We start from the raw sequence: 25,199 nt of genomic DNA, 5'->3' as shown, positions 1-25,199 counted from the left end.
CTGTCGCGGTGGATTCTGTTGTCCGCCCTACTGGCAGGGTGCCACAATGCAGTTTTTTCGTGGCAGTCGAATCAGGCGGGTTTCATGAATGGCCTTGGGCGTGGGCAGGACCAGGATTGCTTTATAGAAGAGCAGGTGCGGACAGACCGTTTGCACCAGCTGTTTCGTCAGTCATTCACCGCGATTTTCGGCAGCTACCTGGCTGCCGTCCTGCTGTGCTGGCTGTGTTGGGACCGGTTCGATCATCAAGTCATCACGGTTTGGCTGGTGTCGCTGGCGGGGTCGTCATTGTTGCGGCTCAAGATGTTCCTGGAGTGGTTCCGCTGCCCCAATTCCGAGCGCACGCCTGAGCGTTGGGAGCGGCGTTACCGGGTCACGCTGATGCTGTCCGCCGGGATCTGGGGCCTTGGCGCATTGGCGCTGATGCCCACCGACGACCGCTTATCCCAGTCGCTGGTGATCTTGTTTGCCGTGGGGATGTCCGTCAGCGCGGTCTCGTGTTATTCGGCGTATCGCTACTTGACGCTGATTTCCATGGGGCTGGTCCTGCTGCCGTGCACGCTATGGCTGCTGTTACAGTCTTCCTCGATGCAAATGGGGGTCGCTGTCGCGGTCCTGATGTTCTCGACCTTTGTCGTCAGCGCTACGCACAAACTGTCCGATGCCCTGGAGAAAGCCTTCCGCCTGACCCGGCAAATGGAACGGGCGCACAAACTCTCCAGCGTCGCCGCACAGACCGATGAACTCACCGGCCTGATGAACCGTCGCGCATTTTTCGAGCACGCCCAGTTGTTGTACACGCAATGTCGCCAGAACCAGCAGCCGCTGTGTGCGCTGATGCTGGATATGGACCACTTCAAGCAGATCAACGACACCTATGGTCACCAGGCCGGGGATCAGGTGCTGCGCCAGGTGGGCGGGGTGATCAGTTCATCGTTCCGCCAGGCCGATGTCTATGGCCGTTTGGGCGGCGAGGAATTTGCGGTGTTGCTGCCCAACACGTCATTGGATACCGCGCGGGGGATTGCCGAGCACTTGATCGGGGCTATTTCTCACCTGGCCGCCGAGCCGGTCAAGGGTGTAACGGCCAGCCTCGGCGTGGCCTCCACTCAAACTCAAGACCAGGACCTTCACGCTCTTATGAACACCGCCGACAAGGCGCTGTACCGCGCAAAGGCCCTGGGCCGCAACCAAGTCGCGGTGGCGGAGTAGGGCTCAGTCCTTGAGCATGGCTCTGGCGAGTGCCCGCGCGACCTGGTCGGCGGAGTAGGGTTTGGCCAGGAATTCGAAGCCCTCGTAGCCACTGTCCGCCAGTTCTTCGCTGTAGCCGGAGGTGAGCACCACCGGCAGGTCCGTTCGGCGCTGGCGCAGTATCTTGGCCATGGCCACGCCGGTGATCCCCGGCATCAGCACATCCGAGAAAATCCCGTCGAACGCCATGCCATCCGGCCCGGCCAGTGCCAGGGCCTGTTCGGCATCCGTGGCCCAGGTGGTCTGGTACCCCAGATCCTGGAGGATCTGGTTGGCGAAGCGGCCCACTTCCAGGTTGTCTTCCACGATCAGGATGTGGCACTGCGCGGCGTCGTGAATCGGGTGCGGGTCTTCCGGGGCGTGCTCGTGCTGCGTTGCCTGCGGTGCCACTTCGGGCAAGTACAGGGTAAACACCGTGCCTTGGCCCAGGGTGCTGGCCACATCGACATTACCGCCGGACTGCTTGGCGAAGCCGAACACCTGGGACAACCCCAGCCCGGTGCCTTTACCGACAGCCTTGGTGGTAAAGAACGGCTCGAAAATGCGCTCAAAGGTGTCGTCGGTCATACCGCTGCCGGTGTCGGCCAGGGCAATCGTAACGAAGGGCTGCTGCGATTCGGCATCGCCACGGATGCGCGGCAGCGCCGCTACCATGGCGACGCGCAGGGTCAGGGTGCCGTGGCCGTTCATGGCGTCGCGGGCGTTGAGGGCGATATTGATCAGCGCGGTTTCAAACTGGCTGGAGTCGACGCGCACATGGCAGGGGCGCTCGGGCAACTCGACCCGCACCTGGATGCGTGCGCCGGTGACGCTTTCGAGCATTTCGCCGATATTCCTGACGCGCTGGCTGACATCGAAGACTTCTGGGTTCAACGGTTGGCGCCGAGCGAAGGCGAGCAGTTGGCTGGTCAGTTTGCTGGCGCGCTCCACCGTGTCCGAGACCGCCGTCATATAGCGCTGGCGGCGTTCTTCGGCCAACCCCGGCTGGCGCAGGAAATCCACGGACGAGCGAATGATGGTCAGCAAGTTGTTGAAGTCATGGGCAACGCCGCCGGTCAATTGGCCGATGGCTTCCAGCTTCTGTGATTGATGCAGCGCGGCTTCGGCCTGGGCGAGGGCGGTGGTGCGTTCTTCCACGCGTTGCTCCAGGGTGGCGTTCAGTTCGGTGAACGCCAGCAGGCCCTCACGCACGGCAATATCGGCGCGCACCCGCTCGATATGCGCCCAGGAGCGTTCGGTGACTTCCTCCATCAATGCCAGGTCGTAGGGCGACCATACGCGCGCGGTTTTGTGGTGCACGGCCATCAACGCGGTCAGGCGGCCATCCTTGATCAGCGGGAAGCACACGGTCGCCACGGCGCCGAGGGCCTGAAAGTGCGCGGCGACCTTGGGCGTGAATTCGACGCGGTTGTCCTGCACCACCAACGGTTTGCCGGCCCTCAGGCGCTGCACCGCCAACTCGCCGAACGACGCCAGGCTGTAGTGCCCCACGATGCTCGGAGAGCCGGACGCTGCCCAGTTGCCGCGAATGGTAAAGCCGTCTTCATCGGCATCCATGTCGGCATACGCACAATTGGACACCTGAAGGTGCTCGGCCAGCAGCCGCGTGGTGGTGGACATGATGGATTCGGCGTCGACCGCATTGGTCACCGCACTGCCGATGGCATCCAGCACCGCCAGGCGGCGTGTGAGGAAAACGGTGGCGGTGGTTTCGGTGACGGTGTCCAGCAAGCCCACGACCTTGCCCTGGGGGTCGCGGATCGGGCTGTAGCAGAAGGTGAAATAGGCCTGTTCGGGACCGGCGCCGCGTTCGATCACCAGCGGGTAGTTCTCGATAAACGTGGCATGCCCTTCAAAGGCCGCGTTGGCGATGGGGCCGACCTGGTCCCACACCTCGTGCCAGGTTTGGTCGAATGGACGCCCCAGCGCGTAGGGTTTATCCCCCAGAATGGGGATGAACGCGTCGTTGTAGAGGGTGATCAGATGTGGCCCCCAAACGATGGCCTGGGGGAAACGCGAGGCAAAGCACAACGCCACGGTGGTTTTGAGCACATCCGGCCACTGCTCGAGAGGCCCGAGGGGCGTATTCGCCCAATCATGCTGGCGAACCCGCTCAGCCATGTCGCTGCTGCCTTGCAGCCAATTCATCATTGGGTGAACACCTTGTTTGCCACGGTCTGTCGAGGGCCTGACGTGGTCAGGCTAACAAGCTACAGACCGGAATCGCTGCTGCCAGTTCAGCACAATTATCCATGAGATGGCCATTTGATGCCTCGCCATTTTTAGCGCCTGGAAATCCGCGTCTTGCGTAATTGCCCGCTTATTGCGAAGTGCCGAACAGGCTGGTCCAGTAAATCCCCGCATCACTCTTCGGGTCCATGGCATAGGCGGCGCCCAGTTCGCGAAATTGCGGGTTCATCAGGTTGGCGCAATGCCCTGGGCTGGCGAGCCAGCCGTCCACCACCTTGCGCGGGGTGTCGAGGCCGGCGGCGATGTTTTCGCCGATATTCCGCGCGAGGTACCCGGCCAGTTCGGCACGGTCGCCGGGGGTGCGGCCGTCGTGGTCCAGATGATCGAAGAAATTGCCATTGGCCATGTTGCGCGAGTGGGTGTTGGCCGCGCCTGCCAGGTCGTCGTTCCAGGACAGCGGCGTGGTGGCGCCGAACGCCTGGGCGCCGCACTGGTGCGGCTGTGAGCGGGCAGCGTTGATCAGGGTGAGCAGTTGCTTGCCTTCGGTCTGCCAGTCCCCCAGGCCGCTGGACAGCAGCGGGCGGGCGAGCACGATGCGCCAATCCTGGCCACTGTTGCTCACGCCGATATCGACAAATTGCGGGTCCAGCACTACGCGGCAGAAGCTTTCACGCACCGCCTTCATGGCCGCCTGGGCATCCTTGGGACCGGACAGGCTGATGGCCTGCACGTTGACCATCGGGTACGCCGCCCGCGCGAGCGCCTGCTGCAAATCGCCCACATTGGACGCCGGCAGCACCAGTCGCGTATCGCTGGCCAGTGGCGGCAGTTCCTGGGAACCCTGGTCGCCGCAGCGTTGCACCTGGCTGCGGTAGTCGTTGATCTGTTGCACCAGTAGACTTTCTTCATTCGCCATCGCACTGGCGCAGAACACCATACTGGCGGCCAGCGTCGTAAGACCCATCATCAATGACAGCGCGCGCATGGACATTACCTTTGAACGTGAAAGTGCCCATGATGCGCGATGTAACCCGGTCTGGCGCAACGCCTTTTTTGTTTTTTTGCCTCAACGGGCGTTCTGTTCAACGTTCACGCGGTTGGAGTGGCCCCATGCTATCGCTGTGGCCAACAGTATTAACGCCAGTGCCGCCGTAAAGGTCTGGTGCAGGCCATTCGCCACAGATTGCGCGCTGGCGTGGGTTACATCCGGGGTCGCCCAGGCGAACACTGCACCCAGGATTGACGCGCCGAAGATTAGCCCGAGATTACGTGACAGGTTGAGCAAACCCGCAACAGTCCCTCGATGTGCGCCCCCTACATCCTGCATGACCGCGGTATTGTTGGCGGCCTGGAACTGGCTGTAGCCCGCCGTCAGAATCACCAGCGCGCCCAGGTAGGCGATCAGTCCTGAGGCCAACGCCAGCAGCAGGGCGCCGCACAGCATGGCGCTCAGCCCTGCGAGGGTCATGTGGTGGCTGCCGAGGCGATCGGTGAGGCGACCCGCCGGTATGCCGGTAAACGCCGCGACACAGGGGCCGACGGCCATGGCCAGGCCCATCCACTCAGGGGCGAGCCCCAGGCTTCGGGACAGATAGAACGGTCCGACCACAAAGGTCGCCATCATTACGGCGGCTACCAGCGCGCTCATCGTCAGGCCGGCGCGCAATGAAGCCTGCCTTAATGGCGACCAAAGGCTGCCGCCGGCATCTGACGTTGTCCGTGGCTGATCCGCCGGCAAGTAGCGGGCGGCGAGAACGGCGGCCAGCAATCCCAGCGGCGCGCCCACCAGAAAAAGCGCCCGCCATCCCCATGCACTCAGTAACAGGCCCCCCAGGCTGGGCCCCATGGCGGTACCCACGGCAGACAGGGTGCCCAGCAGCCCCATCGCCCGGCCGGTGCGTTCTTTACTCACCGTATCGCCGACCATTCCCAGCGCCATCGCCATCATGCTCGCCGCGCCCACTCCTTGCAGGACGCGCGCACCGATCAGCCAGCCAAGCGAGGGGGCGATCCCGCACAGCCCGCAGGCCAGCGTGAACACCAGCAACCCGACGAGCAACAGTCGGCGGCGGCCGAGGCGATCGCCCAAGCGTCCCGCTGTGACGATTACTGCGGTAATGGCTAGCAGATACGTCAACACCACCCATTGCACCGCGTGGAATGATGCATTGAACCCTTGCGCCAGGCTCGGCAGGCCGACATTGGCGATGCTGGTGCCGAGGGCGGCGAGCAACATGGACAGGGACAGGCTGGCAAGGCCTGCGCGAGAAGAAGAGGTGTGCATGGAAGGTTCTCCGAATGAATGCAACTGTCACAAATCTACGACGTCGCTTAACATGGCGGAAGGCGCATGGTTTGCAGTTAATACATGCGTCTGACGCCTGATAAGGAGTGCGAATGCCCGATCTCAACCTGTTGATCACCCTGGATGTCCTGCTCGCCGAAGGCAGCGTGGCACGTGCGGCCAAGCGCTTGCGCCTGAGCCCCTCAGCGATGAGCCGGGCGTTGGCACGCCTGCGTGACACCACCGGCGACCCCTTGCTGGTCCGCGCCGGCCGCGGCTTGGTGCCGACGCCCAGGGCGCTGGAACTGCGCGAGCAGGTCAGCCGATTGGTGCAGGACGCGCAGGTCGTGTTGCGCCCCGCAAAAGCCCTGGATATGGGCCAAGTGGTGCGGACCTTCACACTGCGCACCAGCGAGGAATTTGCCGAGCACGTCGGCCCGGCGCTCCTGGCTCGCATCGCCGAAGACGCGCCCGGCGTGCGCTTGCGTTTCGTCAACAGGACCGACAAAGACAATGCGCCACTGCGCGAGGGCAGCGTCGACCTGGAAACCGGCGTGGTCGACCCCACTGCCAGCCCCGAGGTGCTGACCCAGGCGCTGTTTCGTGACCGCCTGATCGGCGTGGTGCGCAGCGACCATCCCCTGAGCCAGGGCGATATCAGTACTGCGCGGTTTGCCGAGGGCCGGCACGTTTATGTGTCTCGGCGCGGGCAGGACCGAGGCCAGATCGACGACGCCCTCGAAGCCCAAGGCCTGACGCGCCATATCGGCTGCATCGTCGCGGGTTTTTCCACCGCTATCGCCCTGGCACGCACCACCGACCTGATTGCGGCCGTGCCCGAACGCTACACCTCGGATCGGCGGGACCTGTTCTGCTTTACGCTGCCGCTGTCGCTGCCCCTCTTCACCGTGGCGATGCTCTGGCACCCACGACAGGACGCCGACCTGGCCCATCGCTGGTTGCGCGGGTGTTTGCGTGAGGTGTGCGGGCAATGACGGCACGAATCTACCTGACCGGTGCTGCCGGCGCGGGGATCACCACCTTGGGCGGGGCGTTGGCGACTGCGTTGCAACTGCGCCATTTCGATGTCGACGACTATTATTGGTACCCCAGCGACCCGCCCTATATGCAAGCGCGTCTAGTGAATGAGCGTGTCAGCTTGCTCAGCCAGGCTTTGGCTGACGGGCGATGGGTGTTGTCCGGGTCACTGGATGGCTGGGGCGATGAAGTGATCAAAGACGCAGAGCTGGTGGTGTTTGTCGATACCGCCACACCCGTTCGGGTGGCGCGCGTCAACGCGCGTGAATCCAAGCGCTTTGGTGCTCGGATTTTGCCGCAGGGTGACATGCATGTGGCCCATCAGGCTTTTATGGCATGGGTTGCCGGCTATGAAACTGCGGCATTTGCCGGGCGAAGTCGGCCGCGCCACGAGGCCTGGTTTGCCCAGTTGCGGCAGCCGTCTTTGCGGGTGGATGGTAGCCTGTCGATCCCGAACCTGCTGCAACAGGTACAATCCCACCTGCCTTGACGCGAACACCCAGGAATTTGCATGTTCAGCCTTACCCGCTACACCACGCCGTGCCCCGAACCCATCAATGCCCAGATCCTGCAGATGGTGGTGGACAACCTCACCGACATCAGCAGCGTCGCGCTGCCGCCGAGCAACCTGCTGTACAACATCTATCAATACGCGATCGGCTTTGAGGTGCACTTGTACCTGGAGGCGCTGGGTGGGTCGAAGGGGATTGCAGTCGAGCTGATAGTGGCGACCTTGGCCCAGGACGCTGAAAAAGTCGCAGGCTTTGTCCTGTGCCTGCCGGTGAAGGACGCCCCCGACGCGTGCGGCATCGCGTTCATGGCGGTGCAGGCCGGTTTCAGGCGCCAGGGCGTGGCGCGCAGGATGATGCAGGAGGTGCTGGCGCACTATCCCCACGCTGAGTTGGCGTGTTCGGTGGAAAAAGTCCCGGCGTTCGAAGCCATGGGCTTTCAGGTGCGTGGCGCGCGGGGCACCCAGGTGCTGATGAATACGCGGGACTACGCCACCGATGGCCTGATGGGCGTGTTGGATGTAGCGCCCATCTTCAGCTCATTGGAAGTGCGGCAGATTCATACGTACCTGCTGCAAAAGCACGGCAAGCGCGCGATGGTGGATGCGGAGAAGCAACGCGATCGGCATCTGGATCAATTGGCGCGCAAGGCCGAGTTGTTCGTTAAGTCCGTCCGCGATTGACCATGGCCAGGATGGTCGCCAACAACTCCTGCTGTGCCTCTTCGCGGCTGATCTCGCCACTCGCCGCGGCTTGAGACAAGGCGTCCGCCGCGCCCAGCATCGCCCGTAACCCGGCTTGGGAAATGCTGCCGCCCGGCGCAAAGGGCGCCAGGGCGTCGCGGCACTTGGCGAGGAAGATCGCCTCGTATTCGCGCTTGAGCGCTTCCAGTTCCGGCGAACTGCTCAACGCCGCCACCACGCCGGGAATTTCCCGCCCCTGCAGCAGCACGCAGTCCACATAGGACGTGGCGATCACCTGCGCGCGATCTGTCAGCGTGGCGCGGCTGGCTTCAATGGCGTCGGTGAATACCTGATCCTGGCGTGCATCGAAATCTTCATACAGCGCGGCCAGTAACCCTGCGCGGGTGACGAAATGGTCGTAGACCACCGGCTTGGTCACGCCGGCCCGTTCCGCCAGGCGGCCCAGGGTCAGGGCTGCGGTGCCTTCCTCGCACACCAGTTGCCAGGCCACATCGAGCAATTGACGCAAGCGATCTTCACGGCTCAGGCGGCGGCGTGGGGCAGGGGATTCATGACTTGACATGCTTATATACCAAAAGTAACTTAATCGGCGTAACTTACTAACAGTAGCTTAAGCCGAAAGGGAGCCCAAGTCATGCACGCACTCATCGTTGTCGCTCATCACGATGCGCAATCGCTCACCCATGCCGTCGCGGCGCAGGTGGCCGCCGGTCTCAGCAGCAGCGGCCACACCGTTGAAATGGCTGACCTTGCCGCCGAAGGCTTCGACCCGCGCTACACGTGCGCCGATCATCTTGTGCACCGTACCCACGCCACGCCGCCGGCCGATGTACTCGCCGAACAGGCGCGCATCGACCGCGCCGACGCGCTGGTGCTGGTGTTTCCGATCTACTGGTGGTCGCTGCCGGGGCTGCTCAAGGGTTGGATCGACCGGGTCTTCGTCAATGGCTGGGCTATCGAATACGGCCCGGACACGCCGGTGGTCAAAAAGCTGCGGCACTTGCCGGTGCATCTGCTGGCGCTGGGGGCCGCCGATGACCGCGCGTTCGAACGGCATGGTTATGCCAAGGCGATGCGTACACAGATCGACTACGGGATTTTTGATTACTGTGGCGCGCAGGTGCTGACGTCCGAATTGTTGCTCGAGTCGGAAAGCGGCAGTGCGCAGGCGCATCTGCGCAAGGCGAATGCGCTGGGGCAGGGCTTGTTCCAGGCGGAGACGGTCGCCGGTTGATTCACCCTTCGCGAAACAGGTCGTGGGCATCCAGCAGGCGGTAGGCGATTTCCGGGCGTTTCTCCATGCCCCGACGAATCGCCGCCGGAATGGATTGCCGGCTCTTGCGGCACATGCCCGGCAGGTCGTCGATGATGATCTGGATGCCGCGCATGCTCTTGACTTCGGTGTGCCCCGGCGCGATGTGCACACGAATGCCCAATAGCTCGTACATGCGTTGCTGCATGCGTTCAAGGTCCTGCAGGCTCTGCAGGTTTTCGAGACGTTCGATCAGGCGTTTTTCTTCCTGACGCGTCAGGTTGAGGATGCGCAGGTCGGCGCCGGGGGTTTCCAACAGGTGTTCGCGCTCGCACACGCAGGCGCCGGGTGGGCAGGGTTGGCGTAGGGGCATCGGCGCTCCCGGCAAGGTTTCACTGTAGGCGCGAGCAAGCTAGCTCCTACAGTTTTTGTGGTTGTGTCAGTTGTTCAGTTGGACACCCAGGCTGCCCAGGGCCTTCCAGTAATCAGGATAGGTCTTGGCCACGCAGTCCGGGTCCTGGATGCGGATGCCCGCGACTTTCAGCCCCGCCAGGGCAAAGCACATGGCGATGCGGTGGTCGGCGTGGGTGTCGATCAGGGCATTGCACGAGGTACCGGCCAGCGCAGGGTCGGCCGCGACCAGCAGATCGTCGCCTTCAATCGTCGCCAGGCCCGGGCGGATTTCATTCAGGCCATCGTGCAGCGCCTGCACGCGATCACATTCCTTGACCCGCAGGTTGGCCAGTTCGGTGAAGCGCACTGGCGTGTTGTTGAAGGCGGCCAGCACCGCCAGGGTCGGGATGGCGTCTTGCATCTGCGAACCGACCACCGTGGCCTGCATGTTCGGGAACTGGGCGATCACGGCCTGGGCCTTGGCGTCCGGTTGGGTGAAGTCCTGTGCGGCGACGCCGATGTCGATGTGGCCCCCGGTCAACACTTCAGCGGCCCACAGGTAGGTGGCGGCGGACGCGTCGGGTTCGATCAGGTAATCATGGGCGGTGTAGCCGGTGGGGGCCACGCGCCAGGTGGTGTCGTCGACTGCTTCGACCCGGGCGCCGAAGGCCCGCATGCAGTCCAGGGTCAGGTCCACATAGCCACGGGCGCCGATGTCCTTGCCGGTCAGCGCCACTTCAATCGGCGCTTCGCCGCACGCCGCCAGCATCAGCAGGGCCGACACATACTGGCTGGACAGGCCGCCGTCGATCTCGAAGCGCTTGGCCCGGACCTTGCCCACGCCGTGTACGGTCACCGGCGGGCAACCGGTCGGGCTGTCGACCGGGATGCCGTTCTGGCGCAGGGTGTCCAGTAGCGGGCCGATCGGGCGTTTCTGCATGTAGTCGTCGCCATCCAGGACCACGGTGCCATGCACGGTGGCCACGGCGGCGGTGAGGAAACGCATGGCGGTGCCGGCGTTGCCGAGGAACAGCGGTTGGGTCGGTAATTGCAGCTTGCCGTGGCCGGTGACCACGAAGGTGGTGTCGTCCGGCTCGTCGATGGTCACGCCCATCTGGCGCAGGGCCACTGACATATGACGGGTGTCATCGCTCTTCAGCGCGCCGCTCAGGCGGCTGGTGCCCTTGGCCAGGGCGGCCAGCAGCAGGGCACGGTTGGTAATGGATTTGGAACCGGGGGGCGCGACCTTGCCAGTGAGGGGGAAATTGGGCGGTGTAACGGTCACGGTTTTCTGCGAACTCAAGGTACAAGGCTCCTGATTCAAGGCAAGGTGGTGCGGAGTGGCCGACGGGACGGTCCCGAATAATCGGCCAAAGCGGCGGTGCTTGTCGAGGCTTAGCGCAAGGCCAGCCAGTAATCATGCAGGGCCCGCGCCGCTGGTTCGATTTCACCCGCACGTTGTTGATGCGCCGGCACATCCAGGTCGGCCGGCAGCTCGAAGTTGTCCTGCTCGGCGCACCAGGAGATTTTTTCCAGCAACGCAGCCTGCGCCGCCGGCAGTGGCGGCCAATTGCCGATGGTCGCACCACGGATGTAGCCGAAGCACCATTCTTCGGCGAGGGTCACGTTGTGGCCCTGATGTTCGGTTTCATCGAAGCGTGCCTTGAAACCCTGGGCGTCGCTCGCCAGTTGGCTTGCCAGGGTGTTGAGATGACGTACGCACAGATCCAGGAATTGCTTGGCCTCGTCGGCGCTTTCCCACGCCGGATTCTGCCCGCCCCAGATCGCCGGGAACCACTGCGCGATATCCACCTGAGCCGGGCTGGACACCAAGGCGGTGAAGTAGCCGTCGAGTTCAGCCAGGTTCAGCACCGAATGGTCGTCGCCGTATTTGAGCAGGGTCTCTTCGATATGTTCGAAATCAGCGGGGGCGAGGGGTTGGGCGTGCATGGGCATATCCTTCAAACGTCGAGCGCCGCGGACGGGGCGGCTTAAAGCGCGAAGGATGGCGCGTGCGCGGGGTTTTATCCAGCGTTTTCCCAGTGCTGGCACAGCTTGCTCATGCACAGTGAGCCGACGACGGCGAGGATGATCGGCTGGCCAACGCAATCACTGCCGCCATCCCCTTTTATGACAGTGACCAGTCCCGCTTTTGGCCGATGCGCCGTTGTGCACCCTTGTTATAGTTCTGCCCTTATCACTCGCCAGTCAGGGATCACTGCCATGTCCGAATATCAAGCTTTCGTCGTCGAACTCACCGGCAACGTTGCCCATGTGCAGATCAACCGCCCGGAAAAGATCAACGCGATGAACGCGGCGTTCTGGACCGAGATCATCGACATCTTCCAATGGGTCGAAGACACCGACGCCGTGCGCGCCGTGGTACTTAGCGGCGCCGGCAAGCATTTCTCCTCCGGCATCGACTTGATGATGCTGGCCTCGGTGGCCAATGAATTCGGCAAGGACGTGGGCCGCAACGCACGCCTGCTGCGGCGCAAAATCCTGGAACTGCAAGCCTCGTTCAACGCCGTGGACGCCTGCCGCAAGCCGGTGCTGGCGGCGATCCAGGGTTACTGCATCGGCGGCGCGATCGACCTGATCAGCGCCTGCGACATGCGCTACGCCGCCGAAGGCGCGCAGTTCTCGATCAAGGAAATCGACATCGGCATGGCCGCCGACGTCGGCACCCTGCAACGCCTGCCTCGCATCATCGGTGACGGCATGCTGCGCGAACTGGCTTACACCGGCCGCCAGTTCGGCGCTGAGGAAGCGCGCAGCATCGGCCTGGTCAATCGCGTGTATGCCGATCAGGACAGTCTGTTGGCCGGCGTGCTGGAAATTGCCCACGAAATCGCGGCCAAATCGCCGATTGCCGTGGCCGGTACCAAGGCCATGATCAGCTATATGCGTGACCATACGGTCAATGACGGTCTGGAATACGTTGCCACCTGGAACTCCGCTATGTTGCAATCCAACGACCTGCGCGTGGCCATCGCGGCCCACATGAGCAAGCAGAAACCCGAATTCGTGGATTGATCGACATGACCCCAGGCTGGACTACCACCACACTGCTGGACAACGACACCCCCGGCGGCTGGGCCGTTGCCCGCAGTCGCGACGGCTTTTTACATGATTCCAATGGCCCGCTGTTCCCCCGGGAATGGCTCAAGCGCCAGGACCTGTCGGTGTTCGCCGAACACGGCATCGGCCACCTCGACGGCGAGCCGGTGTACTTGCTGGAGCTCGATTCGGTCGGTGAAGCGCCCGGCTGCGCCTGGCAGGGCCTGCGTGGCTTCATGCTGCAAGGCGATCACCGGCTGTACAAAGTCCTGGGCTATGCCGCACAGATCGGCACCTGGGCACGGGAGCACCGGTTTTGCGGCAGTTGCGGCCAGGCTATGGTCCAGGTGCCACGGGAGCGGGCGATGTATTGCCAGGCCTGCGATCTGCGCAGCTACCCACGGATCTCGCCGAGCATGATCGTGCTGGTGACCCGTGGCGACGAGATATTGCTGGCCCGCTCGCCACGCTTTGTGACGGGTGTCTATAGCACCCTGGCGGGGTTTGCCGAGCCGGGGGAGTCGGCCGAAGACTGTCTGATCCGCGAAGTGCACGAAGAAGTGCAGGTGGACGTGAAGAACATCCAGTACGTGGGCAGCCAGTGCTGGCCGTTCCCCCACTCGATGATGCTGGGCTTCCACGCTGAATACGCCGGCGGCGATATCGTGCCCCAGGCCGACGAAATCGAGGACGCCCAGTGGTTCAACATCCACGATCTGCCGCCGTTGCCGGCATCACGCTCGATTGCGCGTTACCTGATCGACCTCTACGTGGCCCGCCGCTTAGGCCACGCTGAACCAGTGCTGCCAGGCTAGGCGCACCGTCAGGCCGAGCACCACGGTGATAAACACCGGGCGAATGAATTTGGCGCCGCCGCTGATAGCACTGCGGGCGCCAAAGAACGCGCCGCCCATCACTGAAATCCCCATGACCAGGCCGACGATCCAATCCACCGAACCGTTGAAGATAAACACCGACAGCGCCGCCGCGTTGCTGACGAAGTTCATGCTGCGCGCCACGCCGCTGGCTTTGACCAGGTCGATGGGGTGCAGCAGCATCGTGCTGACGGTCCAGAACGCGCCGGTGCCGGGCCCGGCCACGCCGTCGTAGAAGCCCAGGCCGAAGCCCTGGGTGGCCTGCCATTTCTTCTTGATCGGTGCGTCGCCATCCAGCGGCGCCTTGGGCGTACCGCCGAACAACAGATATACACCACAACCGAAGACGATCACCGGCAGCATCTTGTTCAGGGTTTCGGCCGGCAGGTAGTGGGCGACCACGGCACCGCTGAGGGCGCCGACCAGTGTGCCGACGATGGCGTGTACCCACTGGCGCGGATGGAACAGCTTGCGGCGATAGAAGGTGAAGCTGGCGGTGGCCGAACCGAAGGTGGAGCTGAGCTTGTTGGTGCCCAGCACCAGGTGCGGTGGCATCCCGGCGGTGAGCAGCGCCGGGGTGGTCAGCAGGCCGCCACCGCCGGCGATGGCGTCGATGAAACCGGCGATAAAGGCCACGACGGCGAGAATGGCGAGGGTGGTCAGGTCGACGCTGAGTTCAAAGGGCATTGGGGAGGGCTTATGGTTGGCGGAGCGTTATGCGCAAGGTCGCCATCTTACCCGTCGAATGTATGCATATCCAAATGTGCGAGGGGGCTTGCTCCCGATTTCAGTGTGTCAGTCAACTGATGCCTAACTGATCCACCGCTATCGGGAGCAAGCCCCCTCCCACATTGTTTTAACTGTGTCCGCTTGGCTATTTGTGGGTTCCCAGCCATTCCAGCGCTGTGCGCCAGACGCAGATGCCAAGGAAGTACGCCGACATCAGCGACCACAAACCAAACGTCCATGGGTTGGTGTTGGGGTAATCCACCACCATCAGAAAGCTGCACAGCAACCACAGGGTGGTTACCGCGATATTGATCGGCATGAACCGCTTGACCCGGAACGGGTGCAGGAATTTCATCGGCGTCACGGTCAGCAGCGCCAGGCCGATGACGGTCAGCAAGGTGATCCAGGCGTCGGGCTGGATGATGTATACGCACAAGGCCACCACGTTCCAGGCGGCGGGGAAGCCGACGAAGTAGTTGTCCTTGCTCTTCATGTTCACGTTGCAGAAGCAGAACAGCGATGACACCAGGATCACCGACACCGCGAACAGGTGGGTGAAGTCCGGCAGGTCGATGTAGCGGTAGATAAACAGCGCGGGAATGAATACGTAGGTGAGGTAGTCGATCACCAGGTCCAGTACCGAGCCATCGAAGCTGGGCAGTACCGTGCTGACATTGACCCGTCGCGCCAGTGAGCCGTCTACGCCATCGACCACCAGTGCCAGCCCCAGCCAGAGCAGGCAGGCCTTGGGTGAGTTTTCCAGCAGCGCCAGGGTGGCCAGGAAGGCCAGCACCACACCGGTGGCGGTGAAGCCGTGGGCGCCCCAGGCTTTGAGTCTGGCTACATGCAGGGTCGATATCACGGGCGGTTCTCCAAAAGGTGAAACGGGGCAGCCGACAACGTAACGCTGTCGAGTCTGGCCGGGGAATGCAGGTATCGACCGGGAAGGAGGGGATAAGGTTCACCGCCCGGTGCATTGCTTAGCGTAGCAAGCGTAGGACGTTTCGACATCAGCCCTGGCGGAACACCAAGGCTTTCAAGCCGCTTTGCGGATCGATATCCGCAAATTCCGGCGGGTTTTGCAGCCGCTCGATGAAGCGCAGGCCCGGTGCTTCGCGGGTGACACCGTCGATCAGGAAGTCCTCGCCGAACGCGGGGTCGTTCATGCACGCCAGGACGCTGCCCTGGGGCGTGAGCAAATCCGGCAGACGGCGCAGCACGCGCTGGTAGTCCTTGGTCAGCAGGAAACTGCCTTTCTGGAAGGACGGCGGATCGATGATCACCAAGTCGTAAGGGCCGCTGTGAGTGACCTTGGCCCAGGACTTGAACAAGTCGTGGCCCAGGAACGTGACTTTGCTCAGGTCGTGCCCATTCAGGCGATGGTTGTCGCGGCCACGGCTGAGGGCGCCACGGGCCATGTCCAGGTTCACCACGTGGTCGGCGCCGCCTTCAATGGCCGCCACGGAAAACCCGCAGGTGTAGGCAAACAGGTTGAGCACCCGTAGGCCTTTGGCCTGCTCGCGCACCCAGTTGCGGCCGTAGCGCATGTCGAGGAACAGGCCGCTGTTCTGCTTTTTACCCAGGTCGATCAGGTAACGCAGGCCGCCTTCGGTGATCGTCAGTTCATCGAGGGGCTCACCGACCAGCCATTCGGTGGTGCTTTGTGGCAGGTAGCGGTGTTGCAGCGCCACGCTGCGCACGCCGTACTGCGCCCAGTCAATCTGCAGCAGTTGCTGCTTCAACGCCTCCAACTGCGCCGTCTCTTTGAACAGCGCGACCAGCACCACGCCTTGCAGCCAGTCCACGGTCAACTGCTCCAGACCCGGCCAGCAACGCCCACGGCCGTGGAACAGGCGCCGGGTTTCGTCTGGCGCACTGGCCAGGGCCGTGAGCAGGTGAGCGTGCAGGGTGGCGAGTGCGTCTGGGGTCATCGTTGAGCGTCGGTCATTGAGCGGGCGGCATTTTAAACACAATTGCCGTCAGTGAGGGGTATCCCAATGCTTGGTGGAAATACCCAAACCCTCGGCACTACGCCTTTAAGCGACCAAGTATTAAGCGTTACACGTCAGGAAAAGCTCCAGATGCCTGGGGAGTTCCAATGCGCAAAGCCGCTCTATGGCGCTGATGTGCTCCAGGGTAAGCCGGTAGTCGTAGAGGCAATCATCGTCTTTTGCCCAACCCATGATCGGCCTAAGGTCCGCGGCAGAAACCGGAATCAACTCGCCGAGGTGCTTGCCGCGTCTACGCCCCAGCCATTGCCGGCGAATTTGCGGTGACCCTCGACCTTGGCGGCGCTGACGGCATAGGCGGAGCAGGGCAGTCTGGCGCGCCAGGTGTGCCAGGTGTGCCAGCAGGCGATTAAGCGATATGCATGCAGGCGGAGCGCGAAGTCTCATGGGTCTGAATGGGGTGTGTTTTAGAGGGTGGCGATCAGGGCTGGCCCAAAGGCCTCTTTCAAGAAACCGGGGGCGATATACCGCTGGTAATGCGCCTCGGACAGCAGGAAAAACTCGCGGTCAATCCCATCGCGCAAATCCGCCAGGCTGTGCTCGCGAAACTCCGGCAACAATACCAGGCCATACGCATCCAGCTTGGTAATCACCCGCGCACCGCGGGCGATCAACTGGTAGGCCCAGCAATACGGCGATTGGTGCGGCATAAAGCGAATCTTGCGGCTTTCCAGTTGCTGGCGCAGGCGTTGTGGGTCGAACACGTCCAGCTTGGAGGCCATCACCTGCACCAGCAACTGCTCGAGGCGCAACCACACCGCGTGCTTTTCCTCGGCGTTGTAGCCATTCCACTGGATGACTTCATGGTGATAGCGCTTGCACCCGCGGCAGACCAGGTCACCGTAAACGGTGGAGCACAAGCCGACGCAGGGGGTCTTAATGGTTTGATTAGGCATAAAAAAACATCGACAGGTGAAACGACACGACCCCCGAAGGGGCCGTTTTTTCAATCAATCCCAGCTCAACGCGCCGCCGGTCTGGTACTCGATCACACGGGTCTCGAAGAAGTTTTTCTCTTTCTTCAAGTCCATGATCTCGCTCATCCACGGGAACGGATTCGTCGTGCCTGGATACTCTTCCTTCAGACCAATCTGCGACAGACGACGGTTGGCGATGAACTTGAGGTAGTCTTCCATCATCGCCGCGTTCATGCCCAGCACGCCGCGTGGCATGGTGTCGCGTGCGTATTCGATCTCCAGTTGCGTGCCCTGCAGAATCATCTGGGTCGCTTCTTCTTTCATCTCGGTGTCCCACAGGTGTGGGTTTTCGATTTTGATCTGGTTGATCACGTCGATACCGAAGTTCAGGTGCATCGACTCGTCGCGCAGGATGTACTGGAACTGTTCGGCCACGCCGGTCATTTTGTTGCGGCGGCCCATGGAGAGGATCTGGGTGAAGCCGCAGTAGAAGAAGATGCCTTCGAGGACGCAGTAGTAGGCGACCAGGTTGCGCAGCAGTTCTTTGTCGGTGTCGACGGTGCCGGTTTCGAACTTCGGATCGGAGATCGAACGGGTGTATTTCAGGCCCCAGGCGGCTTTTTTCGCGACCGATGGGATCTCGTGGTACGTGTTGAAGATCTCGCCTTCATCCATGGCCAACGATTCGATGCAGTACTGGTAGGCGTGGGTGTGGATCGCTTCTTCGAAAGCTTGGCGCAGGATGTACTGGCGGCATTCCGGGTTGGTGATCAGGCGGTACACGGCCAGCACCAGGTTGTTGGCGACCAGCGAGTCGGCGGTGGAGAAGAAGCCGAGGTTGCGCATGACGATGCGGCGTTCGTCGTCGGTCAGGCCTTCGGGGTTTTTCCACAGGGCGATGTCGGCGGTCATGTTGACCTCTTGCGGCATCCAGTGGTTGGCGCAGCCGTCGAGGTATTTCTGCCAGGCCCAGTCGTACTTGAAGGGTACGAGCTGGTTGAGGTCGGCGCGGCAGTTGATCATGCGTTTTTCGTCGACGGCGACGCGGGCGGAGGCGCCTTCGAGTTCGGCGAGGCCTTCAGCGATGTCGAGTTTGTCCAGGGCGGCCTTGGCGCGGATGATCGCGGCGGAGTCGTTGGCGGTGACGGCGCGGGCTTCGATGGCAGCGGCGGCGCCGGCACCGTCGAGGCGGTCCATGTTGGCTTCGGTGGCGTGGCCGGCGTTGGCGCCTTTGATCACCGCTGCACCGGTGTCTTCGTTGTCGACTTCATCCCAACTCAGCATTGAAATACTCCTTCCTGATCTGTTCTGACGGCGTGTGAACCCGTCCAAAAATATGCGATTTGCAGGCTAATAGGCATTGAAATACTGCGCGTAGTGTGGTCGGTAAATACCGATGCTGCACACTATGTAGTGGTCTGCTCTGTTTGTGGGCACACTATATGGTGTGTAACAAGACTGGTCAACGGACAGCAATGGATCGAATGTCGCAGCCGCGCCAGACCCGACCCCCTCTTGGGACAAGTAATCCGAGTGCCTAAGCTAATTCTAAAAAGGTATTTATTGGTGGTTTTTAAGATCGTTTAGCTTGGATGCTTCTCTAGGATTCTGTTCAAGGAGCGAGCCACCGATGTCTCACCTGCAGTCCATCACCACCTTGCCATTACTGGACCTCTCGCAACTCGACGGTAGCCCGCAGCAGCGCCAGCAGTTTCTCGACGAACTGCGTCTGGCGGCGCGGCATGTCGGTTTTTTCTACTTGACCGGTCACGGCATCGACCCTGCATTGCTGGCTGAAGTACAACAGCAGGCGCGGGCATTCTTTGCCTTGCCCGAGGCCGACAAACTGGCGGTGGGCATGCTCAATTCCCCCCATTTCCGCGGTTATAACCGCGCGGCGTCGGAGATCACCCGGGGCCAGCCAGACCTGCGCGAACAGTTCGACGTCGGCGCCGAACGCGAGCCCCTTGACGTGGCTCGATACCCGGCGGCCTGGGCCCGCCTGCAAGGCCCCAACCAATGGCCGACGGCCTTGCCCCAGCTCAAACCGCTGGTGCTCGGCTGGCAGCAGGCGATGACGCAAATGGCCCTGCGCCTGTTGCGTGCCTTCGCCCAGGCCTTGTCCCTGCCGGAGAATGCCTTTGACGCGCTGTACGGCGACAAGCCCAACGAACACATCAAGCTGATCCGCTACCCCGGTCGTCATGCCCGACAAAGCCGCCAGGGCGTCGGCGCGCACAAGGACTCCGGTTTCCTCAGCTTCCTGCTGCAGGACGAGCAAGCGGGTTTGCAGGTGGAAGTGGAAGAGGGGCGCTGGATCGATGCTTCGCCGCGCCCCGACACCCTGGTGGTAAATATCGGCGAACTGCTGGAACTGGCCAGCAACGGCTACCTGCGCGCCACCGTGCACCGGGTGGTGTCTCCGCCGGCGGGCAGTGAGCGTTTGTCCCTGGCGTTTTTCCTCGGCGCGCAATTGGATGCGGTGGTGCCGGTGTACCAACTGGCGCCGGAACTGCTGCGCGACGCCCACGGCCCCACCAGCGACCCGCGCAACCCGTTGCTGCGGGATGTGGGCTGGAACTACCTCAAGGGTCGCCTGCGCTCGCACCCCGATGTCGCCCAGCGTTTCTACGCCGACGCCGCACTTCCCCACGCCTTGTCCGCCTGATCAGGAGATCATTATGTTGAAGACCGCACTTACCCTGGCGGCGTTGCTGGCCTCTTTGAGTGTGTCGGCCGCCGATGCCTTGCGCGTGGCCGCCGACCCGATTCCCCACGCACAGATCCTCGAATACGTGCAAAAGCTCGACCCTGGCCTGAACCTGAACATCATCGAGATCCCCAGCGGCGTGAACTCCAATGAGTTGCTCGCCCATGGCGATGTCGATGCCAATTACTTCCAGCACCTGCCGTACCTCAACTCCCAGGAACAGGCGCTCGGCCAGAAATTCGCGGTCGCCGCCACCGTGCACATCGAGCCGTTGGGCATCTATTCCCATCGCCACGCCAGCCTGGCCCAGGTGCCCGACAACGGCACCGTGGCCGTACCGAACAACGTCACCAACCTCAGTCGCGCGCTCTACCTGCTGCAGGCCAACGGCCTGATTACCCTCAAACCGGGGTTCAACGATGCGTCCAAGGACCAGGCCACGCCCAAGGACATCGCCGGAAACCCCAAGCACTTGAAGATCCTCGAGATCGAATCCCCGCAGATTCCCCGGGCGCTGGATGACGTGGACCTGGCCGTGATCAACGGCAACTTCGCGCTGGAAGCCGGACTGCAACCGGCCAGGGATGCGCTTGGGCTGGAAAAGGCCGAAGGCAACCCGTACGCGAACATCCTGGTGACCACGCCTAAATTGCTGGACGACCCGCGCGTCAAGCAACTGGCCAACGACCTGCGCTCGCCGGCGGTGGCCAAGTTCATCACCGAGACGTACGCCGGTTCGGTCATTCCGGTGGCGACCGAATGATCGTGGTCGAGGGGGTCAGCAAAACCTACGCCGACGGCCAGCCACCGGCGCTGGACAACGTGTCGTTGCAGATCGCCGACGGCTCGATTTTTGGCATTGTCGGGCGCAGCGGCGCGGGCAAAAGCACCTTGCTGCGTTGCCTGAATCTGCTGGAACGCCCGACCGCCGGGCGCATCCTGCTGGACGGCCAGGACCTGACCCAACTGAGCGACAAACACTTGCGCCGGCAACGCCAGCGTATCGGCATGATTTTCCAGGGGTTCAACTTGCTGCACTCGCGCAATGTGGCGGACAACGTCGCCGTACCGCTGGAAATCGCCAATGTGCCCAAGGCCGAACGCGCGGCGCGGGTGGCCGAGTTGCTGGCGTTGGTGGGGTTGAGCGACAAGGCCCTGGCGTTTCCTTCGCAATTGTCCGGCGGGCAGAAACAACGCGTCGGCATCGCCCGCGCATTGGCCGCGCGGCCGGCGTATTTATTGTCGGATGAAGCCACCAGTGCCCTCGACCCGGAAACCACCGCCTCGATCCTGGCACTGTTGCGCGATATCAACCGGCAACTGGGCGTGACCATCGTACTCATCACCCATGAGCTGGACGTGGTCAAGGCTATCTGCGACAGCGCCGTGTCCCTCGCCGAAGGGCGCGTGGTGGAAAGTGGCAGCCTGGTGCAGTTGCAGGCCGATCCGTCGTCGCGCCTGGGGCGTTCGTTGGCACCCAGCCGGCCTGCGGTGAGGGCAGTATGAAAACCGATTGGCATGACATCCTGCAATTGCTGCTCAACGCCACCGGCGAAACCCTGTACATGGTGCTGCTGGCCGGGCTGTTCACGCTGTTGATCGGCTTGCCGTTGGGCGTGCTGCTGTTTATCAGCCGGCGCGGCGGGCTGTTCCCGTTGCCTCGGCTCAACCGTGCGTTGGGCGGCGTGATCAACCTGGGGCGGTCGTTACCGTTCGTGGTGATGTTGATTGCGTTGATCCCACTGACGCGCTTGATCGTCGGTACCGCCTTGGGCAGTACGGCTGCGGTGGTGCCGATCACCATCGGCGCGTTTCCGTTCTTTGCGCGCATTGTGGAAACCGCCCTGGATGAAGTGGACAAGGGCCGTATCGAAGCGATCGTGGCGATGGGCGGCGATATCCGCCATGTGATTCTCAAGGTGCTGCTGCCGGAGGCGTTACCGGCCCTGGTGGCCGGCGTGACGTTGACTCTGGTGATGTTGATCGGCTTCTCGTCGATGGCCGGGGTGATCGGCGGCGGCGGGTTGGGCGACCTGGCGATCCGTTATGGCTACCAGCGCTTCAATAACCAGATCATGGTGGTCACGGTCATCGTGTTGGTACTGCTGGTGCAAGGTGTGCAGAGCCTGGGGGACCGCTGCGTGCGTTCATTGGCGCACCGCCGATAACGTTTATCGAACGATGGGGCTCGCATTGAGCTTATCAGCGGTAGTGGCGATCTGCCGGTGCCCTGATAGACTCCAGGCATTCCCTCAGGATTTCCCCCCATCATGTCAGCTGAAGAAGGAAACGGACTTCCGCTCGCTTCACGGCTGTATAAATCCCGTACCCTGGGGCTGACGCTCGGTTTAGTGTGCGTGGTGGTTGGCATGTACCCCCTGAATCCGGCCTGGTGGGTGTGGGCATTGATGTTGACCAATGCCTTTATCTGGCCGCACCTGGCGTTTCAGCTGTCATTGCGCAGTGCCCAGACCTTGCACAGTGAACGTCGCAACCTGCTGTTCGATTCCTTCTGTGGGGGCTTCTGGGTCGGCGCCATGCATTTCAATCCACTGCCCAGCGTGACCACACTGTCGATGATGACCATGAACAACGTGGCCATCGGCGGACCCCGGTTCATGTTCGCAGGGTGGGTGGCGCAGGCGCTGGGCGTCGGCGTGGCGATGCTGGTTTTCACCCCGGCCTTCATCGCCGTCACCACCCAGGCCCAGCTCTACGGCTGTCTGCCGATCCTGATGCTGTACCCACTGGCGCTTGGCTGGATCTGCTATCGCCAGGCCGTGACACTGGCCCGGCGCAAGCGCGAATTGCTGGCCCTGAGCCGCACCGACAGCCTGTCCGGGCTGCTTAACCACGGCGCCTGGAAAGACCACTTGGAGATTGAGTTTCAACGCTGCCGTCGCGAACAAACGGGCGCGGCGATTGCGTTGATCGACATCGACCACTTCAAGACCATCAACGATACCTACGGCCACGTCACCGGCGACATCGTGTTGCGCCAACTCGGCAAAGTGCTGCGCCAGAACCTGCGCGCCACCGACCTGGCCGGGCGTTATGGCGGCGATGAATTCTGCGTGATCCTACCGGGCATGCCCCTCAACCGCGCGACCGAAGTCATGGACGCCTTGCGTGACCGCTTCAATGCACTGGCCTACGCCCAGGACCCGACGCTGCACGCCAGCTTGAGCATCGGCCTGGCACCGTATCAACCGACCCATGCCGACGCCACCCGTTGGCTGAATGACGCCGACCTCGCGCTGTATGAAGCCAAGAGCAGCGGGCGCAACCGCGTTAGCTCGGTGCAGGGGAGTTGGTTGCGATCGGTTTAGTGGGGTAGGGTGCGCCGGTTAGTTTTGGTGGGCAGGCTTCTTGTAGTGAGCAGGTGGTTGTGCTTTCAGGGGCGGCGGTAGTGTGCTTACCAAGTTGATGGGTCTTCTAGGCTGGCTTTTTGGAGGTCTTCTTTCCAGATATCGTTGGCTAGTCGATAGATGTCGGCGAAGAAGCCTCGGGGATCATTAATCTCTGTTTCGTCCCAGGCCATGGTTGAATATGCTTCTGGATCGTCCTCAAAGTAGGAGTGGAAATTAAAATTTTCTGTATTTAAAGCAAGGGATAAGCTTTCAACTAATTTGTATTTATGGCGATATGAAAGCTTGTTGTATGGATCAAGACAATATTTAAGTATGAGGTTTTCTCTGTCTGCATTGTCGTTAGGATTATAACGAGCGAGCTCCTCTCCCTTGGTCTCCTCTCTGTCGTAAATGTCAAAAATCCCTACGAAATAATATAAGCTGGCGTCGAAGGGTATGTGCTGGGAAGTTGGGTGGAATAGCATTTTTCATTCCTTGATGGGAAATAGAGTGAAAGGCGTGCCGTCTTCGCGAAATTTCATTTCTGCACCATTCATAAGTGGATTAGGTATGGGGGTTATTTGGGGATTTCTTGTTTGGTCTGTAGCCGCGTTCAGCCCCTTATAGTTCTAAACGCAAGATATCGTTTTTGTTGTCATCAACGGCTCGGCTGGGAGCATTAGAAATGCAGGCACTTGGCTCAATGCTCGCCAGAAATCATAATTCACATTTTTTGACGCGATAAAGGTTTCCCTTTCAAGGTCGTCTGTGTTTTCAATGTCGTAAGTGAAGAGTAATCCACGAATTGCTGACATGCTCGGCGTTCTTTTCATATTCATACCTCGGTGTAAGCGGTTTTAGGTTTTTGATTTTTTTCAGTATTGTGCGTGCGTTACGTTGGGGCTATAGTTTTGAACTCTGAAATACCTCCTCGCCGATAGTTTTCCCCATTTTCATTGGCGCCATTGATGCGGGGTGATTGTTTCTCCTGAAAATTAACCGCGTTCGATCTGTTGAATCAAGCTGGTCGTCCTGGTTCTGGCAGTCAATTGCAGTGGTCGGTATTTAAACTCTATTTTTTTTGTGGTCTTTATGCATGTGGTTTTACCGCTCTAGTTGTTGAATTCTTCGCTGTTTTAACACTTTAAAGTTGAGGCTCAAGTGTTGTTTGCGCTCCTTTTTTCTCAGAACGTGCGCGCCCGCCATGGCATTCGGCGATCGGTTTGTCATCTCGTCAGAAAGGCTCGGTACCCCGGTCATATCCGAGACAGCGTGGTGCTTGGAGGCTGTGTTACTGCTGGGCATTGTGACAAGCCTGCTCGCCACAGGGGGTTGTGCTTTCAGGGACGGCGGCGGTGTGCTTACCAAGTTGATGGGTCTTCGAGGGCGGCTTTTTGAAGGTCGTCTTTCCAAAAAAACTGAGCGAGCAGATAAATTTCATGTAAGAACTCTCTCGGATTTTCAAGTTCATACCATTCTGCTCTTGGCCATGAGGCTGACTCGTCGTCATTTATTTCAAATAATTTCTGAAAATTATAATTTTTGTCGTTCAGGCTACATTCTAATGACTTGATTAAAGCGTGCTTGTGTCGATATGAAAGGTAACTCAAGTCCAGTGCGTAATTTTTTATGAGTTCCTCTCTGTCCATTCTGTTATTTGGGTTGTATTTTTCAAGCTCTGCGCCAAGTTCTTCCTCTCTGTCGTAAATATTGAATACACCAATAAACCATTTTAGATTGGGGTCAAACGATTGATTTAAAAATGGATTTTTCAACATTGTTTTTCTCAGCAGAAAAGGCCGTGAATGGACGAAAAGTGGTGGTGGCTGACCGGTTAGCCTTGTGGGTATTATTATTCTTGGACTTGCTTGTTGTGTCGAGCAGGCTTGCCCTGTGTTGGACTGCATAGCAGCCCCAAAACGGACGAT

26 protein-coding genes are annotated in these 25,199 nt (G+C 61.1%); 12 read left to right on the top strand and 14 right to left on the bottom strand.

What is annotated here, in order from left to right; translation table 11 throughout:
* Positions 1 to 84 precede the first annotated feature (84 nt).
* Complete coding sequence (locus ACLH0J_RS20445) at positions 85 to 1,212, top strand: GGDEF domain-containing protein (RefSeq protein WP_411388750.1); 1,128 nt, start codon at positions 85 to 87, stop codon at positions 1,210 to 1,212.
* A gap of 3 nt (positions 1,213 to 1,215) precedes the next feature.
* Here the strand turns inward: ACLH0J_RS20445 and ACLH0J_RS20440 are convergent, their stop codons facing one another.
* The 3 genes from ACLH0J_RS20440 to ACLH0J_RS20430 form a co-directional block, all read right to left on the bottom strand.
* On the bottom strand, positions 1,216 to 3,402 hold the full coding sequence (locus tag ACLH0J_RS20440; RefSeq protein WP_411388749.1) for a GAF domain-containing protein: 2,187 nt from the start codon (positions 3,400 to 3,402) through the stop codon (positions 1,216 to 1,218).
* Positions 3,403 to 3,571: 169 nt separating this feature from the next.
* Positions 3,572 to 4,426 carry a CAP domain-containing protein gene (locus ACLH0J_RS20435; protein WP_411388748.1) on the bottom strand — a complete coding sequence of 285 codons (855 nt, stop codon included), beginning with the start codon at positions 4,424 to 4,426 and terminating at the stop codon, positions 3,572 to 3,574.
* Positions 4,427 to 4,507: 81 nt separating this feature from the next.
* Positions 4,508 to 5,725: an MFS transporter gene (locus ACLH0J_RS20430; RefSeq protein WP_411388747.1), complete on the bottom strand. Its 1,218-nt coding sequence runs from the start codon at positions 5,723 to 5,725 to the stop codon at positions 4,508 to 4,510.
* A 113-nt stretch (positions 5,726 to 5,838) separates the two neighbouring features.
* Here ACLH0J_RS20430 and ACLH0J_RS20425 point away from each other — a divergent pair, with 113 nt between their 5' ends.
* Genes ACLH0J_RS20425 through ACLH0J_RS20415 form a run of 3 tightly spaced genes read left to right on the top strand, consistent with a single transcriptional unit; the run spans position 5,839 to position 7,955 of the window.
* Positions 5,839 to 6,720, top strand: a complete 882-nt coding sequence (locus ACLH0J_RS20425; protein WP_411388746.1) for a LysR family transcriptional regulator — start codon at positions 5,839 to 5,841, stop codon at positions 6,718 to 6,720.
* Entirely contained in the window at positions 6,717 to 7,253 is a 537-nt protein-coding gene (locus tag ACLH0J_RS20420) for an adenylate kinase (protein WP_411388745.1), read from the top strand. Before ACLH0J_RS20425 ends, ACLH0J_RS20420 begins: the two co-directional genes overlap by 4 nt.
* 21 nt (positions 7,254 to 7,274) lie before the next feature.
* Entirely contained in the window at positions 7,275 to 7,955 is a 681-nt protein-coding gene (locus tag ACLH0J_RS20415; RefSeq protein WP_411388744.1) for a GNAT family N-acetyltransferase, read from the top strand.
* Here the strand turns inward: ACLH0J_RS20415 and ACLH0J_RS20410 are convergent.
* Positions 7,936 to 8,538: a TetR/AcrR family transcriptional regulator gene (locus ACLH0J_RS20410; RefSeq protein WP_411388743.1), complete on the bottom strand. Its 603-nt coding sequence runs from the start codon at positions 8,536 to 8,538 to the stop codon at positions 7,936 to 7,938. The genes ACLH0J_RS20415 and ACLH0J_RS20410 overlap by 20 nt on opposite strands.
* Positions 8,539 to 8,610: 72 nt before the next feature.
* On the opposite strand from ACLH0J_RS20410, the gene ACLH0J_RS20405 reads away from it, so the two are divergent.
* Positions 8,611 to 9,210 carry an NAD(P)H-dependent oxidoreductase gene (locus ACLH0J_RS20405; RefSeq protein WP_411388742.1) on the top strand — a complete coding sequence of 200 codons (600 nt, stop codon included), beginning with the start codon at positions 8,611 to 8,613 and terminating at the stop codon, positions 9,208 to 9,210.
* Position 9,211: 1 nt separating this feature from the next.
* Here the strand turns inward: ACLH0J_RS20405 and ACLH0J_RS20400 are convergent, their stop codons facing one another.
* From ACLH0J_RS20400 to ACLH0J_RS20390, 3 genes are all read right to left on the bottom strand, one after another.
* Positions 9,212 to 9,601, bottom strand: a complete 390-nt coding sequence (locus tag ACLH0J_RS20400; RefSeq protein ID WP_411388741.1) for a hypothetical protein — start codon at positions 9,599 to 9,601, stop codon at positions 9,212 to 9,214.
* A 66-nt stretch (positions 9,602 to 9,667) separates the two neighbouring features.
* Complete coding sequence (aroA, locus tag ACLH0J_RS20395) at positions 9,668 to 10,924, bottom strand: 3-phosphoshikimate 1-carboxyvinyltransferase (RefSeq protein WP_411388740.1); 1,257 nt, start codon at positions 10,922 to 10,924, stop codon at positions 9,668 to 9,670.
* 92 nt (positions 10,925 to 11,016) lie between these two features.
* Entirely contained in the window at positions 11,017 to 11,571 is a 555-nt protein-coding gene (locus ACLH0J_RS20390) for a UPF0149 family protein (RefSeq protein ID WP_411388739.1), read from the bottom strand.
* A 273-nt stretch (positions 11,572 to 11,844) separates the two neighbouring features.
* Between ACLH0J_RS20390 and ACLH0J_RS20385 the strand changes: the two genes are divergently transcribed.
* A complete protein-coding gene (locus ACLH0J_RS20385; RefSeq protein ID WP_411388738.1) occupies positions 11,845 to 12,657 on the top strand; it encodes a crotonase/enoyl-CoA hydratase family protein in 813 nt (270 codons plus the stop codon).
* A gap of 5 nt (positions 12,658 to 12,662) precedes the next feature.
* Positions 12,663 to 13,496: an NAD(+) diphosphatase gene (nudC, locus tag ACLH0J_RS20380; protein ID WP_411388737.1), complete on the top strand. Its 834-nt coding sequence runs from the start codon at positions 12,663 to 12,665 to the stop codon at positions 13,494 to 13,496.
* Here nudC and ACLH0J_RS20375 read toward each other — a convergent pair.
* From ACLH0J_RS20375 to ACLH0J_RS20355, 5 genes are all read right to left on the bottom strand, one after another.
* The gene (locus ACLH0J_RS20375) at positions 13,464 to 14,243 is read right to left on the bottom strand and encodes a TSUP family transporter (protein WP_411388736.1); all 780 of its coding nucleotides are present in this window, start codon (positions 14,241 to 14,243) and stop codon (positions 13,464 to 13,466) included. The genes nudC and ACLH0J_RS20375 overlap by 33 nt on opposite strands.
* Before the next feature lie 187 nt (positions 14,244 to 14,430).
* Positions 14,431 to 15,147: a phosphatidylcholine synthase gene (gene pcsA, locus ACLH0J_RS20370; RefSeq protein ID WP_411388735.1), complete on the bottom strand. Its 717-nt coding sequence runs from the start codon at positions 15,145 to 15,147 to the stop codon at positions 14,431 to 14,433.
* 148 nt (positions 15,148 to 15,295) lie between these two features.
* A complete protein-coding gene (locus ACLH0J_RS20365; protein ID WP_411388734.1) occupies positions 15,296 to 16,216 on the bottom strand; it encodes a class I SAM-dependent methyltransferase in 921 nt (306 codons plus the stop codon).
* A gap of 485 nt (positions 16,217 to 16,701) precedes the next feature.
* A complete protein-coding gene (locus tag ACLH0J_RS20360) occupies positions 16,702 to 17,190 on the bottom strand; it encodes a DUF1289 domain-containing protein (protein ID WP_411388733.1) in 489 nt (162 codons plus the stop codon).
* Between the two features lie 54 nt (positions 17,191 to 17,244).
* Positions 17,245 to 18,495: a ribonucleotide-diphosphate reductase subunit beta gene (locus ACLH0J_RS20355; protein WP_411388732.1), complete on the bottom strand. Its 1,251-nt coding sequence runs from the start codon at positions 18,493 to 18,495 to the stop codon at positions 17,245 to 17,247.
* Positions 18,496 to 18,841: 346 nt separating this feature from the next.
* Here ACLH0J_RS20355 and ACLH0J_RS20350 point away from each other — a divergent pair, with 346 nt between their 5' ends.
* The 5 genes from ACLH0J_RS20350 to ACLH0J_RS20330 all read left to right on the top strand — a co-directional run bounded on the left by ACLH0J_RS20350 (position 18,842) and on the right by ACLH0J_RS20330 (position 23,250).
* Positions 18,842 to 19,879 carry an isopenicillin N synthase family dioxygenase gene (locus ACLH0J_RS20350; protein WP_411388731.1) on the top strand — a complete coding sequence of 346 codons (1,038 nt, stop codon included), beginning with the start codon at positions 18,842 to 18,844 and terminating at the stop codon, positions 19,877 to 19,879.
* Positions 19,880 to 19,889: 10 nt separating this feature from the next.
* The gene (locus ACLH0J_RS20345) at positions 19,890 to 20,684 is read left to right on the top strand and encodes a MetQ/NlpA family ABC transporter substrate-binding protein (RefSeq protein WP_411392866.1); all 795 of its coding nucleotides are present in this window, start codon (positions 19,890 to 19,892) and stop codon (positions 20,682 to 20,684) included.
* On the top strand, positions 20,681 to 21,427 hold the full coding sequence (locus tag ACLH0J_RS20340) for a methionine ABC transporter ATP-binding protein (RefSeq protein ID WP_411388730.1): 747 nt from the start codon (positions 20,681 to 20,683) through the stop codon (positions 21,425 to 21,427). The genes ACLH0J_RS20345 and ACLH0J_RS20340 overlap by 4 nt, the downstream gene beginning before the upstream one ends.
* A complete protein-coding gene (locus ACLH0J_RS20335; protein WP_411388729.1) occupies positions 21,424 to 22,089 on the top strand; it encodes a methionine ABC transporter permease in 666 nt (221 codons plus the stop codon). The genes ACLH0J_RS20340 and ACLH0J_RS20335 overlap by 4 nt, the downstream gene beginning before the upstream one ends.
* A 102-nt stretch (positions 22,090 to 22,191) precedes the next feature.
* Entirely contained in the window at positions 22,192 to 23,250 is a 1,059-nt protein-coding gene (locus ACLH0J_RS20330; protein ID WP_411388728.1) for a diguanylate cyclase, read from the top strand.
* A gap of 86 nt (positions 23,251 to 23,336) precedes the next feature.
* Here the strand turns inward: ACLH0J_RS20330 and ACLH0J_RS20325 are convergent, their stop codons facing one another.
* Together ACLH0J_RS20325 and ACLH0J_RS20320 are read right to left on the bottom strand one after the other, a co-directional pair.
* Complete coding sequence (locus ACLH0J_RS20325) at positions 23,337 to 23,756, bottom strand: hypothetical protein (protein WP_271674626.1); 420 nt, start codon at positions 23,754 to 23,756, stop codon at positions 23,337 to 23,339.
* Positions 23,757 to 24,632: 876 nt separating this feature from the next.
* Positions 24,633 to 25,178: a hypothetical protein gene (locus ACLH0J_RS20320; protein ID WP_411388727.1), complete on the bottom strand. Its 546-nt coding sequence runs from the start codon at positions 25,176 to 25,178 to the stop codon at positions 24,633 to 24,635.
* Positions 25,179 to 25,199 lie beyond the last annotated feature (21 nt).

It is taken from the genome of Pseudomonas sp. MPB23, from assembly GCF_046605395.1.
Lineage (GTDB): Bacteria > Pseudomonadota > Gammaproteobacteria > Pseudomonadales > Pseudomonadaceae > Aquipseudomonas.
The sequence above is the reverse complement of the archived record's forward strand: the minus strand, read 5'-3'. Positions and strand labels throughout refer to the sequence as shown.